This is a genomic window from Anabaena azotica SJ-1 (assembly GCF_047275885.1).
Taxonomy (GTDB): Bacteria; Cyanobacteriota; Cyanobacteriia; order Cyanobacteriales; family Nostocaceae; genus Trichormus_B; species Trichormus_B azotica_A.
Genome location: NZ_CP178454.1, coordinates 754,195 through 771,842 on the forward strand (window position 1 = coordinate 754,195; position 17,648 = coordinate 771,842).

Consider the following 17,648-nt stretch of genomic DNA (forward strand, 5'->3'; position numbering starts at 1 on the left):
TTTTAAAATATTATGAATACCTGCCCTTGCTGCTCCAACACCATGACTCGCAACTTTCGCCAACATCATATTTATTGGTTCTGTCGCAGTTGCTGGCAAGAAATGCCATTACTAGAGCAAAAAAGTCTGAATACGCTGGTTACGCAATTACCAAAACCTCCTTTAGTTTTAGTTTAACTGTGCCATTAAAGAAGATACATCACAAAGTCAAAAACCATGAAATGTATTCATCAAATTTCTCCTAACAGTGTAATCCAGGAAATATTTGGTGCAGAAAAACACCAGTATCAACTGCGTATATACTTACCTTACCCACAAATACAAATAGTGATCTTTTCCAAGATGAGAGCAAAAACAGGTTCCTTGACAATTCCAGAGGTTCAGAGTTTAGCTACTTTAGTGGTAAAAGAATTTAGGCTGAATCCGAATTTTGTAGTGTGGATTGAGTATGATTTCTCACAGCGCGAAAATTTATCATCTGCTGTTTTCAGTTTAGTTGCTTTTGACTGGTATCGTGGACTAGCAACTAATTCCCGCTGGCTTTCTATTCATGAAAACTGGTATCTTGATTGGCTAGAGAATGCTAATCCTGACTATATTGTTACATAAAAATGTATCATTAGTTTAATACCGGTGAATTCAAGCCGCCCCGGATTCAGCCCATGTGAAAATTCTGTGTGTCGAAGATGATAGAAATATAGCTCAGTTGCTACAGGTAATATTGGCGCAACAACGTTATCACGTTGACTTAGCAGAGGATGGACAAGTAGGATGGGATTTGACGGAAGTTTATACTTATGATTTGATCCTTCTAGATGTAGTTTTACCGAGATTAGATGGTGTTAGCTTCTGTCAAAAACTCCGGGCTAATCAGTCTTCTACCCTGAATCCTAATCGGGAAACGCCAGTGATATTACTGACAGCGTTAGATGCGGTGACAAATAAAGTCATTGCTTTGGATGCTGGTGCTGATGATTACCTTGTGAAACCTTTTGATATAGATGAGTTATTAGCTCGAATTCGAGCATTATTAAGAAGAAACCAAAAAACTTTATTTCCTTTGCTAACTTGGGGTGATTTGAGCTTAAACCCGAACAATTGTGAAGTCACTCACCAAGGAAAGCAGATTTATTTGGCTGCAAAAGAATATGAAATACTGGAACTGTTTCTGCGATATCCTGAGCAAATTTTTAGCCCTAGTCGGTTGTTAGATAGGCTGTGGACAGCGGAGGAATTTCCCAGTGAGGGAGCAGTACGCGCACATATCAAGGGTTTACGGCAGAAGCTTAAACAAGCTGGTGTTGTAGATATATTGGAGACGATTTATAAACAAGGATATCGGCTGAAACCGCAGAAAGTTATAAGTAAGGATGGTGAGGAAAATATAACGTCTGCACCTGTTGTGGCTGTTGGTGTTGAGTCGGAACTCAAAGTTGTTTGGGAAACATATCGCCAATCTTATTGCGATCGCCTTTTTATCATACAACAAGCTATTATTGCCTTACAAAATGGTACTCTCACGCCCACACAGCAACAAGAAGCGGAAAAAGAAGCACATACTCTAATTGGTTCTTTAGGCTGCTTTGGCTTGGATACTGCTTCCCACATTTCCCGTGAAATTCAGCAACTTTTTAAACGGGGGACAGCATTAGACTCAACAGAAATTGTACAACTGGGGCAACTTGTGATGCAGTTACAGCAGGAAATTTCCCAATACAGCGGTGAAATTGACAATCAAGGAGAATTTTTACCTTCAGACCCTGCTATTCTCTCAGCATCTCTACTGATTGTAGATGATGACTTGCTCCTATCCAAGCAGATAGCAACAGAAGCAACAAATTGGGGATTTCAAGCCGAGATTGCGGTTAATTTCCAAAAAGCACAGGAACTCTTGGATCTTTACTCCTATGATGTGATGTTGTTGGATTTAAATTTTCCTGAATTCACAGAAAATGGATTAAATTTTTTGGCAATGGTGCGTAACCAGTACCCAAAAATTCCGGTTTTGATGTTGACTGCTGAAGATTCCTTTACTCAACGGGTAGAAGCAGCGCGTTTAGGAATTAAATGCTTTTTACAAAAACCTATAGTTCCATCTGAAGTATTGGCGACCATAACCCAAGTAATAGAACAAATAAATCAGTCCACAGCCCGGTTGTTGATTGTTGATGATGATCCAGTTGTTCTTAATTTTCTACGTATCCTATTAGAACCATCTGGTTATCAGCTGACTTTATTGGATCAGCCGCAGAAATTCTGGGAAACACTAGAGCAAACAGTCCCTGATTTGTTGATTTTGGATATTGAATTTAGTGTAGTTTCCCATCAAAACAGTGAGAAAGGAAAAGTTAGCTGTTGGAGTGGGTTTGATTTGTGTCAGGTAGTCCGCAGTGATGCCCGCTGGAATCGCTTACCTGTCTTGTTTTTATCTGCCCATATTGATATAGAAACTATTCAACACAGTTTTAGTGTGGGAGCAGATGATTTTTTGACCAAACCAATTGTACCAACGGAATTACTAACCCGTGTAAAAACCCGATTAGAACAACGCAAACTGTGGAGACTGACAGAAATAGATGCGCTCACAGGAGTAAGTCTGCGCCGGAAAGCTCTGCAAGATTTGACCAGATTGTTACAATTGGCACAACGACAACAACAAACTTTTAGTTTAGCAGTGCTAGATTTAGACCACTTCAAGTCAGTCAATGATCAATATGGGCATGAAATGGGCGATCGCGTCCTCAACTATTTTGGTAAACTCCTGAATCAATCCTTCAGACAGGAAGATGTCATTGGCCGTTGGGGTGGTGAAGAATTTGTAGTAGGAATGTACGGCACAAGTAAAGAAGAGGGAATGCGACGATTAGCACAAGTGCTTCAGCAATTTAGCCAGCATTCATTCACTGTGCAACAGAAGGGAGGAGATAAGAAGGATGGGACTAGATTTCAGGTAACATTTAGTGGGGGAATTGCTCAAACTCCCGATGACGGCAAAGACTTACAAACGCTTTACCAAAAAGCAGATACCGCACTTTACCAAGCCAAAGCACTGGGGCGGAATCGTATTCGTTTGGCAATCTTAAACAGTTAGAAGCAGGGGCGATGACATGATTTCTATAGATTACATTGTTGATCAACCGATTAACCTCACCAATTGCGATCGCGAACCCATTCATATTCCTAACGCAATTCAACCCCATGGCATTCTTTTAATTTGTAATGAAGAGAACTTGCAGATTACTCAAATCAGTGATAATACGGAATTTTTTCTAGGCTATTCACCCGATGAGTTATTAAATCAAAGTTTAAATCGGCTTATAAATGCAGAAGATATCAATGCGATCGCTCAATGTTTAGAACGAGATTTTGAAACCATAAATCCCCTCAATTTAAAAATATTAAATTCCCAACAAGAAACAATCCCATTTTATGGAATAGTTCATCGCTCACCTGATAATTTGTTAATTCTGGAACTTGAAACCTGTAATGAAGATGAATCTTATGATTTTTTTCAATTTTCTCAATTAACTCGTCACCTGCTCACAAAAATTCAAAATGTAGCTGATCTCAGCACTTTGAGTCAATTAATTACTGAAGAAATTAGAGAAATTACCGGATTTGATCGGGTGATGGTATATCGGTTTGATGACGATGGTTCAGGAGAAGTTATTGCGGAAACTAAGCATACTGATTTAACTTCCTATTTGGGTTTACATTATCCTGATAGCGATATTCCCAAACAAGCAAAACAACTATATCATTTAAATAAATTACGTTTAATTCCTAATGTTAATTATCAACCTGCGGCTTTAATTCCTAATCTTTCTCCACTCACTCAATCTTCACCCGACTTAAGTCTTTCTGTTTTAAGAAGTGTATCACCTCTGCATATTGAATATTTACAAAATATGCAAGTAGGTGCATCCATGTCAATTTCTCTATTAAAAAATAATCGTCTTTGGGGTTTAATTTCTTGTCATCACAGAACAACTAAATATCTTTCTTATCATCTCCGAACTTTGTGTGAATTGATTGGCCAATTAATGTCTATTGAATTGAGCAATAAAGAAGAACAGGATAATTTAACTGAGAAAATTCAATTAAAAACTCTGCTATCTGATTTTGTGGAAAAGATTTCCGAATCAGAAGATTTTGTTGAAGTGTTAACAAAAAATCAAAAAAGTTTACTATCTTTAGTTAAAGCCAGTGGAGTAGCCATTATTTCTCATGAGATGGTTTTATTGGGAGAAACACCCTCAGAAAATCAAATTAATCACTTAATAGATTGGGTACTACCCCACCTGCAAAATAATCTTTATTATACAGATACTTTACCCAAAGTTTATCCGCCAGCAGAACACTTTAAAGATTTAGCCGCCGGTGTAATTGTGGTTTCTATTACCAAGCTACAACGAAACTTGATTATCTGGTTTCGTCCTGAAGTAATTCAAACTGTGAATTGGGGAGGTGAACCGAATAAAGAACAAAATATTGATGCAGATGGTAATATTATACTTTCACCACGAAAATCCTTTGAAAAATGGCAAGAAATTGTCAAATTTAAAAGCTTACCTTGGCAAAAATATGAAATTGAAGCAGTGATCGAATTACGCAGTGTAATTATAGGAATTATCCTCAAAAAAGCAGATGAATTAGCATTAATTAATGAACAATTACAAGACAGTAATAATGAATTGGATGCTTTTGCTTATATCGCTTCCCATGATTTGAAAGAACCGTTAAGAGGTATTCACAATTATGCAAATTTTTTGCTGGAAGATTATGGACATCAACTAGATGAAGATGGTGTAAATAAATTAGATACTTTAATGCTATTAACAAAGCGTATGGAGAATCTGATTAATGCCTTACTGCATTTTTCCCGATTATCTCGTGCGGAATTAAAACGAATCAATATTAACTTAAATGTTTTAGTGGAAAATGTTTTTAATATTCTCAGAATTAGTCAAACTGACTCTAAAATTAATATAACAATTGCTCAAAATTTTCCTGTTATCGAAGCTGACCGCATCTTAGTAGAAGAAATTTATACTAACTTAATGAGTAATTCTATTAAGTATAATGAACAGCCTGAAAAACAAATAGAAATTGGGTGGACAATAGGTAAACCAGAATGGTCATTAATAGAACATCCTTGTTTTCAGCAAAATATCCCAATTTTTTATGTTAAAGATAATGGCATCGGCATCAGAGAAAAGCATTTAGATACTATATTTCGTATTTTTAAACGCTTGCATGGACAAAATCAGTATGGAGGAGGAACAGGTGCAGGATTAACCATAGTCAAGAAAATTGTTGAACGACATGGAGGACAAATCTGGGTAGAATCCAAATTAAAACAAGGAACAATATTTTATTTTACTCTAGTTAAAGAAAATGAAAATTGAGGGTAAATCTAGAAGCCTATTGGTAATAGAAGATAGCGATGAAGATTTTGAATCTTTGAAACGGGTTCTGAAAGCTTTGAATTTTTCTTTCCCTGTTTATCGCTGTTGTGATGGTGATACAGCATTAGATTTTTTGTTTCAAGAATGCGACTATATTAAACCAGGAATAGCCCCCCGTCCTAATTTAATTCTGTTAGATTTAAACTTACCTGGAACTGATGGTAGAGAGGTATTGGAAACAGTAAAAAAAAATGAAGAATTAAAATTAATTCCTATTGTTGTGTTCACCACATCGTTTAATCAAAAAGATGTACAGTTTTGTTATCAGCAAGGTGTGAATAATTATATATTAAAACCTATGGGTATATCAGCTTTAACAGAAACCATCAATATTTTAATTCGATATTGGTTTGAATTTTCAGTTTTACCAGAATAGTCAGAGGAGCAAAGGAGATGGAAAAAAAGCAGTTCAAAATCATCAAGGCTTGAATTCCTGTCATTGATGAATGAAATATTGAATTTCTTTTTCCTCTGCACCACTGCTTTCATCATTATTCCCTATGGGAGGTAGCATGGAAGATTGCTATAAAACCAAAGCACAATTAATTGCTGAATTGGAAGTATTAAGAACAGAATTAGCTGTCTTGAAGGGAGAGAAACTGAGTAGAAAAACCCTTGAGACTCTGGAGGTGAGTGAATCCAGGCAATATACGATTTTACTGGTGGATGATTCTGAGAGCGATCGCATCACTTACCACCGATATCTTACCCACAATTACCCACATCTTTATCAGATTGTCGAATTTGATCATGCTGAGGATGCCTTACTGTGGTGTCAGCAGCAGCTACCAGATGTAATGCTGATTGACTACTTTTTACCCGATATGGATGGGTTAGAGTTTTTGCAGGAATTCAAGCAACAGACAGGTAAAGATAGAATTCCCGCCATTATGATTACGGGACAAGGTAATACAGAGATAGCTGTTGATTTATTCAAAAGTGGCGCACAAGATTATTTAGACAAAAACCGCATTAATGCTACCAGCTTACATCAAGCTATAACCAATGTTTTACACCAAACTCAACAGATTCAACAACAGGAATGGCAACAACAGCGACAACAACTAATTACCAAAACAGCACTTTCTATCCGTAATTATCTCAACTTAGAGGATATTCTTAATACTACTGTTACAGAAATTAGAAGTATTCTGGAGAGCGAACGCATAATTATCTACCAATTTCAAGCCGATGGTACTGGCTTAGTTGTTAAAGAATCTGTTACTGATCCAGCATTTTCCATTCTCAACTGGGTAATTAAAGAAGAATGCTTTCCCGAAATGTGGATAGAACCTTATCGACAAGGAAGAACTAGAACCATTAATGATGTAAATACAGATCCCAGCTTAACAGAATGCCATCGAGAATTTTTAGCATCTTTGATGATTCAGGCAAATTTGATCGTTCCCATTATCCAAGGGGAAAACCTCTGGGGATTACTTATTGCCCATGAGTGTACAGCACCCCGGCAATGGAAAAGCGCCGATGTAGAATTTATGAATCAATTGGCAATTCAGGTGGGTATTGCCATTCAACAAGCATTATTAATAGAAAAGCTGCAAACAGAACTAGCACGACGACAAAGATTAACCTCTATATTAGAAGCTACTCCTGACTTTGTAGGCATGGCCACACCCGAAGGAAAAGTGATTTGGCTCAATCCCGCTGCCAAGAAGATGATGGGGATTGCTGATATTAATGATTTCACAGTGTTTAAAAGTCATCCTCAATGGGCTTTAGATATTATTTATCATCAAGGCATACCCACAGCTATTGAAATTGGTAGTTGGTTGGGAGAAACAGCAATTTTTCATCAAGATGGCTCAGAAATTCCTGTGTCTCAACTGATTGTTGCTCACAAATCTGCGGATGGTGAATTATTATTCACTTCTACCATCATGCGTGATATTCGTCAGCAGAAATTAGCAGAAACAGTCCTACGGGAACGGGAACAACAACTAGAATTGTTTGCCAAATATGCACCTGCTGGTATTGCCATGTTTGACCGGAATATGTGCTATGTAATTGCCAGTCAGAGATGGATTGATGATTACCAACTTGAGTCTATTGCAGCCATCATTGGTAAATCCCATTACGAGATATTTTCTGAAATTCCAGAAAGATGGAGGCAAATTCATCAACGTTGTCTTGGGGGTGCAGTCGAGAAATGTGAAGAAGATTTATTTGTCAGAGCGGATGGGTTAAATCAATGGTTACGCTGGGAAGTTCGCCCCTGGTATAATAGCAAAAATGAAATTTGCGGAATTATTATTTTCTCTGAAGATATTACTGAACGTAAACAACTAGAACAAAGCTTGAAAGCTAGTGAAGAACGCTTACGGCTCACCCTTGATTTGACAGGTATTGGTTCTAGGGATTGGAATTTGCAAACTCATGAATGCCTCTGGAACGACAATCTATGTCGCATTTGGGGACTAGAGTTAGGAAAGGTTCTACCTAATCATGTAATTTGGCGGGAGCAAATTCATCCTGATGATTTGGAGCAAGTCGAACAAAAGTTGTACAAAGCATTACAAACTCAAACGCCTTATCAGACAGAATATCGAATTTATAAGAAGAATGATGGTAGTCTGCATTGGGTGATGGAAAAAGCCAATTTCCTGTATGACGAAACTGGAAAACCTGTGCGAATGCTAAGTATTATTCTTGATATTACTGAACGCAAACGAGTAGAAATAGAACTGCAAGAATTGAATATGCAGCTAGAACTGCGAGTTGCAGAACGCACAGCACAAATAGCTCAGGCTAATGACAAACTACAAAGAGAACTGTTGCAGCGAGAACAGTTGGAGCGAGAATTAAGAAATCGGGAACAATTATTAGATGGATTTTTTAATGCTGCCAGTCAAGCAAATGTAGGCTTGTCTATTATTGATAATAATCTGCGGTTCTTAAAAATTAATCAAAAATTGGCAGATATCAACAGCTATCCTGTTGAGACGCATCTGGGAAAATCTGTGATGGAGTTGATACCAGAAATTGCCACCAAAATTTTACCTCTATTACAAACTCTTCTAGATACTAAACAACCGATTTGTAACTGGGAAATTAGCAGTCCTGTTCCTAGTCAACCAGAAGTAATAGGTTATTGGCTAGTCTCCTATTTTCCTATTCTTGGAGAAACAGGAAATCCAGTGGCAATAGGTAGTATTATCATCGAAATCACTGAGCGAAAACGCTTAGAAATAGAGCGAGAAAAACTGATTGCTATTATAGAAGCTACTTCCGATATTATTGCTACAGTTGCCTTTGATACCCAAAAAACAGAATATATTAATAAAGCTGGCCGTCGTCTCGTAGGTTTAGCTGAGAATGCACCAGTTAGTCACCTTGGTATTGCTGATGTGCATCCCCAATGGGCTTTAGAAATCATTCAAAATCAGGCCATTCCTTACGCAGTCCGACATGGTGTTTGGATGGGAGAAACAGCCTTTTTAAACCATGAAGGGCGGGAAATTCCTATTTCTCAAGTGCTGATTGCTCATACTTTTGGTAGCAACCATACACAATATATATCTACTATCGCTCGTGATATTACCAAGCCAAAGCAAATTGAAGCCACTCTGCAAGAATCAAATCGCCGCTGGAAATCACTCCTAGATAATGTACAGTTAATAGTCATTGGTTTAGATACCAACGCTAATGTAGATTATGCCAATCCTTTCTTTTTGCAACTTACTGGCTACACCCAATCAGAGGTTTTAGGTAAAAACTGGTTTAATAATTTTTTGCCCCAAAGTCAACAAAATTTAGTAAAAATTTGTTTCCAAGAAGTAATAGAAAAGAATTTTCATCCTCATTATCAAAATCAAATTTTAAGCAAATCAGGTGAAGAACGGATGATTGCCTGGAGTAACACCGTATTACGAGATCCAGAGGGAAGCACCATTGGTACAATTAGCATTGGGGAAGATATCACCGAGCGTTATAAACTGGAGCGGATGAAAGCTGAATTTGTCTCTGTCGTCAGCCATGAATTGCGAACTCCTCTCACTTCCATGCAAGCCGCACTCAGTTTACTCTATGAAAAAATTATTGATCCATCTTCCCCAGAAGGTGAAGCCACTATTGAAATCGCAACAGAAGGTGTAGATCGTCTAGTCCGGCTGGTTAACGATATTCTGGATCTAGAACGTCTGGAATCTGGCAAAATAAATCTCGAAAAACGCCTTTGCAACACTACCGATTTGATCAATACCGCCATTGACCAAATGCAAGAAATGGCAAACCAAGCTGGTATCACCTTGAATTCTACAACCTTGTCTTTGCAAATTCTTGCCGACCCAGATCGTCTATTACAAGTCCTCATCAACCTCCTTAGCAACGCCATTAAATTTTCCTATCCCGACTCAAATGTCTGGCTAACTGTAGAAGCAGTTTCTTCTTCTCCTCAGCCCCCCTGCTCCCCCGCCCCTCAGCTCCCCTGCTCCCCCGCCCCCCTGCTCCCCTGCTCCTCAGCCCCCCTGCCCCCCTGCTCCCCTGCTCCCCTGCCCCACACTCCCTACCTCCTTTTTAAAGTTAAAGATCAGGGTAGAGGTATTCCTAGTCATAGCCTGGAAAGTATTTTTGAGCGTTTCCATCAAGTAGATGCTTCCGATTCGCGCTCTAAAGGTGGAACTGGTCTAGGACTGGCTATTTGTCGTAATATTGTCCAACAGCATGGTGGTAGTATCTGGGCAGAAAGTGTTTTAGGAGAAGGTAGCACTTTTTACGTCACTCTACCAATAGAAAGGGTAAGCAATGGGGAATAAACGAGTTTTAATTATTGATGATGAGCCAGGTATCCGGCAAATTGTACTGATTGCTCTCAAAGCCATTGCTGGCTGGGAAGTATTGCTTGCAGCTTCTGGAAAGGAAGGAATAACTATGGCCATGGCAGAACTTCCCGATGCTATCCTCTTAGATGTGATGATGCCAGAAATGGATGGAATTTCTACATTTCAACAGATGCAAACATATTCTGAGTTGCAATCTATACCTGTTATTTTACTGACTGCCAAAGCTCAGACCGCTGAACAACGTCAATTTAGCGAACTAGGGGTGACTGGAGTAATTACCAAACCGTTCAAAGCCCCGGACTTAGTAAAGCAAATGCGATCGCTCCTGAACTGGTAAAAGCAGGAGTTGAGGGGGATGAAGAGAAAATAGCAGACCATGAAAACAATCTTTATCTAAAATTCACAAAAAATTCACAAAGTTTGTTTACCTTCTATGAATAGACAAACTTAGTAGAACAAATACTGGTGGCGAGATGAATAAGATTTTAGTAGTAGAAAGAGATTCAATGCTATTGAATCTTGTGGCTGAAATACTCAATTTATATGGGTTTGATGCGGTTACTACTACATTACCTGAAGAAGCTTATGAGTTAACTATACGAGAAAAGCCTCAGCTAATTTTGTGTGGTTATTCAAGTATAAATCTAAATAGCCATGAGACTTGTTGGACATTTCTGCAAAAAATTCGCCAAAATTTAGAAACAGCAAATATTCCCTTCATTTTGATGACTGGAGACGATTTAGAAACAATTCCTAATTGGCAGAATTACCTAAAATACGAAGATATTTTACTAAAACCATTTAACACTCAAGTTTTTATGGAAAAAATTAATTCTTATTTCTCACTTTCCCAACCCAAATCTAACACTAAATCTAACATTGAGGAAAGTTATAAATCACCTGAAAATAAGGGATATTGTCATCGAAATGCATTTCTCACACTACAGAATCCAACAACTCACCACTGTAGCTATATTTTGGTTTAATCGCCATCAGGAGTTATGCAAGTGGCACATTGGGAAGTTCTTATTTTCTTAAAAGTTTTTGGATCATTTCTACAAGTTGTTTGAGTGTTACAGGTTTGCTTAAATACTCATTCGCACCTGCTTCGAGACATTTTTCTTCATCACCTGGCATTGCTAATGCTGTCAGGGCGATAATCGGAATCGAGACCAGTTGAGGATTAGCACGAATCTGGCGCATTGCTTCTAAACCGTCCATCTCTGGCATCTGAATATCCATAAGAATGAGATTAGGGGTTTGCATAGTAGCTAAAGCGATCGCTTCTTGTCCGTTTTTTGCCAGAATTATCTGATAGCCACGAGCTTCAAGATAAGCAGAAAGGGTACTAATATTAGCCTGGTTATCCTCTGCTAGTAAAATGACTGGTTGTGTGATTACTTCTTCATCGGCGATGTCTGAAGCTTGGTTTTTGATGACATCTATCTGCGGTGGTTGTTCTGTGGTGGACACAAGTTGCGGTAAATTTAGCACAGAAACAGTTTGGGGGATAGTATTTACAGACCGTTTAGGGATGTAAGGTAAACGCACAGTAAAACAACTGCCTGTACCTGTTTCGCTGCTGACACTAATGGAAGCACCATGTAATTCGACTATTTGTTTAACTAAGGTTAGTCCTAACCCGGTACCTGCATACTTGCGATTGAGACTGCTGTCAATTTGAATAAAGGGTTGGAAGAGTTTATCTATATCTGTGGGAGCAATGCCAATACCTGTGTCAATAATGGAAAAACACAGGGAATAGAGAAAATTTGGCTCAGATGGAGGACAACCTTGATCTAATTGACAGACTTTCAGATATTCTAGGTGAACATCCAGTGTCACTTGACCACCTGCGGGAGTAAATTTGACGGCATTATTGAGTAGGTTAATTAATACTTGTCGCATTCGTCGTTCATCGACAATTATTTCTTCCAATTCTTCGGGAAAAACGGTTTTCAGGTTAATTCTTTTTTGCATTGCCTGTTGTTTGACAAAGGCTAGACTGGATTTACACAGGTGGTTAACAGAAACGGATGACATCTCCAGTTCTAGCTTTCCTGCTCCGATCTTCGAGACATCCAGGATGTCATTAATTAACTCTAATAGGTGTCTACCACTGCGTTCAATAGTCGAGAGGGAATGCTTCTGACGTTCATTGAGAACTCCAAACACTTCTTCTTGTAAGCTTTCTGATAGACCGAGAATGGCGTTCAGGGGAGTGCGGAGTTCGTGACTCATATTAGCGAGGAATTCATCTTTGAGACGGGTAGCACGGGTGAGTTCAGCATTGGAACGCTCTAACCTTTGTTCGTATTCCTTGCGAACTCGTATATCCCGCAAAATGGTGGAGAAAAATTCTATTTCTCCCTGGGGAGATTTGTGAGCAATGATCAGTTGGGATACAGGAATTTCTTCTCCCTGGGCGTTTAGTAATGCGGTTTCTCCTACCCATGTACCATTAGCGATCGCTCCTGGTATTCCTTCTTCCACAACTAATCTTACTGCCCATTGGGGATGGTAATCATTGAGAATTTTTTCGTTAACCGATGTGTTGTTGTCTACATTTAAGAGTCGTCTAAACTCGGCGTTGTTCCAGAGGATTTTTCCTGCCGCGTCAGACATTCCAATATAATCAGTTGAGGCTTCTAGGATAGCGATCAATCGGTTTTGTTCTTGTTCTAGGCGTTTGCGATCGCTAATATCAGCAAAATACCCCACAATTTCAACGATTACGCCCTCACTGTCTTTGACTATGCGTTGTTCATCTTGCATCCATAGGTAATCACCGTTTTTGTGTTGAAAACGGTACTCATATACATGATGTCCCTGTGTCAACAAAATGGGTAAATTGGCAAAAACTCCTGGTAAATCTTCTGGGTGAATGTGACTAGTCCAAAAGTCCGATCTTTCCAGAAATTCTGCTGTTGTATAACCCAGAATGTTTTGGATATTGTCGCTGATAAAAGTAGCTTCAAAGTCACCATCAGGTTTACAGGTGTAGATGATTGCCGGACTGGAGGAGAGGATAAATTGCATCCGTTCTTTGAGCAGTTGATTTTCCAGTTCAGTTTCTTTGCGATCAGTAATATCCTGAGCCGTGCCAATGATTAGCTTGACTTTGCCACTTTCATCTCGTTTAAATATAGAATCCCGGCTATAAAGCCAGCGCCACGAACCATTAGAGTTTTGCATCCGATATTCATAGTCTAAAATTTCTCCATCCTGGGCAGCTTGTAACCGTTCATATTGGGCTGGTAATCGCATTAGGTCGTCAGGATGTAAGACTGTTGGGAATAAGTCAGATCCCATTGCCTGAATTTGTTCTGCCGTGTAACCTAAGATGGTGGCAATTTCGCGGTTAACGTAGATATTACGCCCTTCTTGGATATCACAGAGATAGAGAATATTGGGTGATGCGTCAGCTATCTGTTGAATAAATTGTTGACTGTCTTTCAGGGCTAGTTCTGCTTGTTTGCGCTCACTTACATCTTTCATGAAGCAATGATTGCCAATGAATTCCCCCTGCTCGTTATAGGCAGAAACCATGGTTACTTGCTTATAAAAAACCGTCCCATCTTTGCGAATACCTCTGGCTTCAGCTTCGACTTTGCCCGTTTTTAGCATTTGGTCATAAGCTACTTCCATGTTAGCAATGTCTTCTGGATGAACGGTGCGCTGCCACATCATACCAATCATCTCATCGGGTTCATAGCCACATATATGTGCATAGGCAGGATTAATGGAAATATAACGTCCCTGAGTATCTAACCGCGCAATGCCCTCAACAGCATTTTGCATTGCTGTATTCATTTCTCTCAGTTCTGCTTCAGCTTGTTTGCGTAAGTGAAGCTCGTTGTAGAAATTGCTCATGTCAAAGTTAACGCCAATCATCCGTTGGGCTTCTCCTTGGGGGTTACGCTGGACAATGGCATAAGCTTTGATCACCTTGATAGTGCCATCAGGCCAAACTATTCTATATTCAGTGTTGAAGTCTTTTTCTCCGGCCATTGCCTGTTCAGCAATAGCACGGTTAGTTGCTAAATCATCAGGATGCAAACTGGCTTCCCAGGCTTGATAAGTACCTGTGAAGTTGGAAGGTTCAACCCCATAGAGTTCATACATCCGTTGATCCCAAATCAGGCGATCGCTAACAATATCCCATTCCCAGATGCCAATTTTTGCTGCATTAAGTGCCAATTCCAATCGTTCTGATAGGTTGCGGAGTTGTTCTTCTACTTGTTTACGCTGGCTAATGTCTGTTTCTGAGCCAGTTATACGAATGACTTGACCAAATTCATCCCGTAATGCTTGCGCTCGATCCAGCACCCACATATAAGAGCCGTCTTTGCATTGCATCCGATACTCAATCTCAAAAAACTCAGTTTTGCCAGCAAAGTGATCTTCAACAGCTGCCATCACCCGATCATAATCATCGGGGTGAATGCGTGAGAAGCATTCCTGGGGACTATCACCAATTTGATCTTCACTAAAACCGCGCATGGTTTTCCAACGAGTCGAGAAGAAGATTTTATTGGTTTTGAGATCGAAATCCCAAATACCATCGTTAGCTCCCTTAAGCGCCAAATGCCATCGTTCTTCACTGGCTCGCAGTGCGGCTGTTCGTTGTTCAACTTTGATTTCTAGTTCCTGGTTTAACTGCGCTAATGTTTGTTCTGCCAGAACACGCTCATTCACATCCTGTATTGTCCCAAACAAGCGTTTGACCAATCCCTGCTCGCCAATTTCGGCTTTGGCGATCGCCTCTACAAACCGAAAAGACCCATCAGGCTGGTATGCTCTCAGCAGTAGTTGATAAGATTGTCCCTGATAAATTGCCTGTTCCACTGCTCGGTGGAGTTTTTCAGCATCATCAGGATGGTAGAGTTGCAGGTTCTCTAGGTATGTGGGTTCTCCCAAGGATGGATCACGTTTTAAAATGCGAAATAGTTCGGCAGACCAGGTAATTTTTCCGGTTTGATTCTCAAATTCCCAGTTACCAATTTTGGCTACTCGTTGTGCTTCTGCTAATCGAGATTGACTTTGCTGTAGTGCCAGTTCGGTATGCTTGCGTTGAGTAATAGGGGTACTCGTACCAACTATGCGATAAATTCGGGATGATGTATCTCGGATGGGAGTTAAGGTGGTGATCCACCAGGTCATTTTTCCTTGAAAGGAAATAGATTCTTCATAACAAATAGGAACTCCAGCCTGGATACAATCTCTATAATGTTGTGTCATTGCTGGTGCTGGCGGTTTCCCTCGCATTTCTTCAGTCAACATCCCTGTTAAACGTTCACAGGCTGGGTTAAATGCCAGAAACTGAAATTCGCCATTTTCTAGCACATTGACGGTGAAAACAGCTTGTTCTATGCCTTCATAGATGCTGCGTAAAAACTGTTCTTTTTCTTGTATGGCTGCTTCTGCAAGTTTCCGTTCGGTAATATCTTCGGCCATGGCGGCAATGCGGTAAACTTGCCCAAAGCTATCCTCAATGGGAAAACATCGTCCCCAGATCCATCGTATTGAACCATCGGCGCGAACAATGCGGTACTCTTCACTAAAAAATCCCTTGGCTGCGGCAGTTTGATGGGCAGTATGGATGCGTTCTTGATCATCTGGGTGTAGAAAAGTCATCCAGGAATCAGGATCTTGATATAAACTTTGGCAGCTTTGCCCCCAAATTTTCTCATAAGCAGGGTTGACATAGATTAATTGTCCAGAGTCAATTTGACGCAGTAACATCACTCCGTGGCTGTTTTCTGCAAACTGTCGAAATTTTTCTTCACTGTTCCGCAGGGCTGTTTCTGCTTTTTGTCGTTCTGCTAGTTCGGTTTTTGCTTCTTGGTGAGCAGTGGCTTGTTGAATAGCGATCGCTAGTTGGATGGCAATCTTATCTAAGAAAGTTAATTCTGTAGTGTCCCAGTGGCGATAATCGGCACAGTGATGGCCAATTAATAATCCCCACAGTTGTCCAGAAACCAAAATTGGCACAACTAAATTAGCTTTTACCTGATATCGCTCTAAAAGTTGCAAATGACATTCTGTATAGCCAGCTTGGTGGATGTTATTAATGGCTATAGTCTTTCCTTGACCATAAAGTTCATTTGCTCTTTGGCTAAAACATAGGTCGTTAATTTGATCGGTAATACATTCAGTCCAACCTTCACCTACGGACTCAGCAACAACAATACCATTCCAATCTGGCTCAAATTTATAAACAAGGATGCGATCGCACTTTAAGAATCTTCTCACCTCTGCTACTGCTGTGTTAAGTATTTCCTCTAAGTTCAAGGAAGACCGAATCTGAGCAGCCATTTTGGTTAGCAATCGTTCCCGTTTAACCTGGATTTGTAACGCAGAAGTACGCTCTTTTACTTGTTGTTCTAGTTCAATATTGCGGGCTTGCAGTAATTTTAGGTTCTCGAATTCCAATCGAGAGACTTTTTCTTCCAGGGTTTCCACCATGCGGTAGATTTCCATCGGATTTAGCACATTTAACAGGCTGGTCTGGGTGACAATCCCTAATAATCTATTTTCTTCGTCTGTTACTAGCACCCGATTAATTTGTCGTTCCTGCATCAACAGCCGTACTGACCACAGAGAAATATCTCCCCGCACAGAAAACACAGGTGTACTCATGACAGTCTGTGCTTGTATAGTGTCAAAATCTAGCTCTAAGGCTAAAAACTGTACTATATCTCGTTCAGTAATAATTCCTATGGGAATCAGATCAGATTCGGAAGAGTCCACAATAATTACGGAACTAACTCGATGTGTCGTCATTAATTGAGTTATTTCCATAATCATGGCGGTGGGTTGGGTGTGAACCACAGAAGTGGTCATTACCTCCGACGCTACGCGCAAATGCAAGAGGTCTATGGGGCGTAAAAGTTGCCGCAAACTCTCATGGGTCAGCAATCCTACCACTTTTCCTTGTTCATCTACCAAGGGTAAATGGCGAATATGATGGTGCTGAAATATATTAAGTGGTACAAAAAGGTTCGTAAATTGTGAAATTTCCAGGGTAATAACTGGAGATACCATAACTTCCGCAATGGTCAAATCTGCCAAGTTGCATCCTCTGGAACTCAATCGCACCAAATCACGTTCGGTCACAATCCCTACTAGCCGATTGTCTTCTACAACTAGCACGCAACTGCTTTGAGCTTGAGCTATGATTAGGTCTGGTTCTGCATCAATCTCACAAGTAAAAGAGCAGGTTGTACCACCAGCACTCATCAAAGTAATTGCTTCTACCACACAGGCGGTTGGGGCGATGGTCAGAGGATAGCGAGCAATCGCAGATTCTAAGTTCAGGTCGGTAAGAATTGTTGCCGCCACCTTGTTACCTCATTCAGAAATGGTGGTTGTGCTGACT

At 39.9% G+C, this 17,648-nt stretch carries 8 protein-coding genes; 7 read left to right on the forward strand and 1 reads right to left on the reverse strand.

Going from position 1 to position 17,648, the window contains the following annotated elements:
- The first annotated feature begins 216 nt into the window (after window positions 1-216).
- The 7 genes from ACLLO5_RS03210 (at window position 217) to ACLLO5_RS03240 (ending at window position 11,253) form a co-directional block, all read left to right on the forward strand.
- Window positions 217-609: a hypothetical protein gene (locus tag ACLLO5_RS03210; protein WP_413174039.1), complete on the forward strand. Its 393-nt coding sequence runs from the start codon at window positions 217-219 to the stop codon at window positions 607-609.
- Between the two features lie 55 nt (window positions 610-664).
- Entirely contained in the window at window positions 665-3,091 is a 2,427-nt protein-coding gene (locus tag ACLLO5_RS03215; protein WP_413174040.1) for a response regulator, read from the forward strand.
- Window positions 3,092-3,107: 16 nt separating this feature from the next.
- Window positions 3,108-5,408 carry an ATP-binding protein gene (locus ACLLO5_RS03220; protein ID WP_413174041.1) on the forward strand — a complete coding sequence of 767 codons (2,301 nt, stop codon included), beginning with the start codon at window positions 3,108-3,110 and terminating at the stop codon, window positions 5,406-5,408.
- Window positions 5,398-5,844 (forward strand): response regulator, encoded by a 447-nt coding sequence (locus tag ACLLO5_RS03225; protein WP_413174042.1) that lies wholly within the window; start codon window positions 5,398-5,400, stop codon window positions 5,842-5,844. Before ACLLO5_RS03220 ends, ACLLO5_RS03225 begins: the two co-directional genes overlap by 11 nt.
- Before the next feature lie 136 nt (window positions 5,845-5,980).
- Entirely contained in the window at window positions 5,981-10,240 is a 4,260-nt protein-coding gene (locus ACLLO5_RS03230) for a PAS domain S-box protein (RefSeq protein WP_413174043.1), read from the forward strand.
- Window positions 10,230-10,604, forward strand: coding sequence for a response regulator (locus ACLLO5_RS03235; protein ID WP_413174044.1), 375 nt, complete (start codon window positions 10,230-10,232; stop codon window positions 10,602-10,604). The genes ACLLO5_RS03230 and ACLLO5_RS03235 overlap by 11 nt, the downstream gene beginning before the upstream one ends.
- A gap of 136 nt (window positions 10,605-10,740) precedes the next feature.
- Entirely contained in the window at window positions 10,741-11,253 is a 513-nt protein-coding gene (locus ACLLO5_RS03240; protein ID WP_413174045.1) for a response regulator, read from the forward strand.
- Between the two features lie 40 nt (window positions 11,254-11,293).
- On the opposite strand, the gene ACLLO5_RS03245 is transcribed toward ACLLO5_RS03240, so the two are convergent.
- Window positions 11,294-17,611 carry a PAS domain-containing protein gene (locus ACLLO5_RS03245; RefSeq protein WP_413174046.1) on the reverse strand — a complete coding sequence of 2,106 codons (6,318 nt, stop codon included), beginning with the start codon at window positions 17,609-17,611 and terminating at the stop codon, window positions 11,294-11,296.
- Window positions 17,612-17,648: the final 37 nt, after the last annotated feature.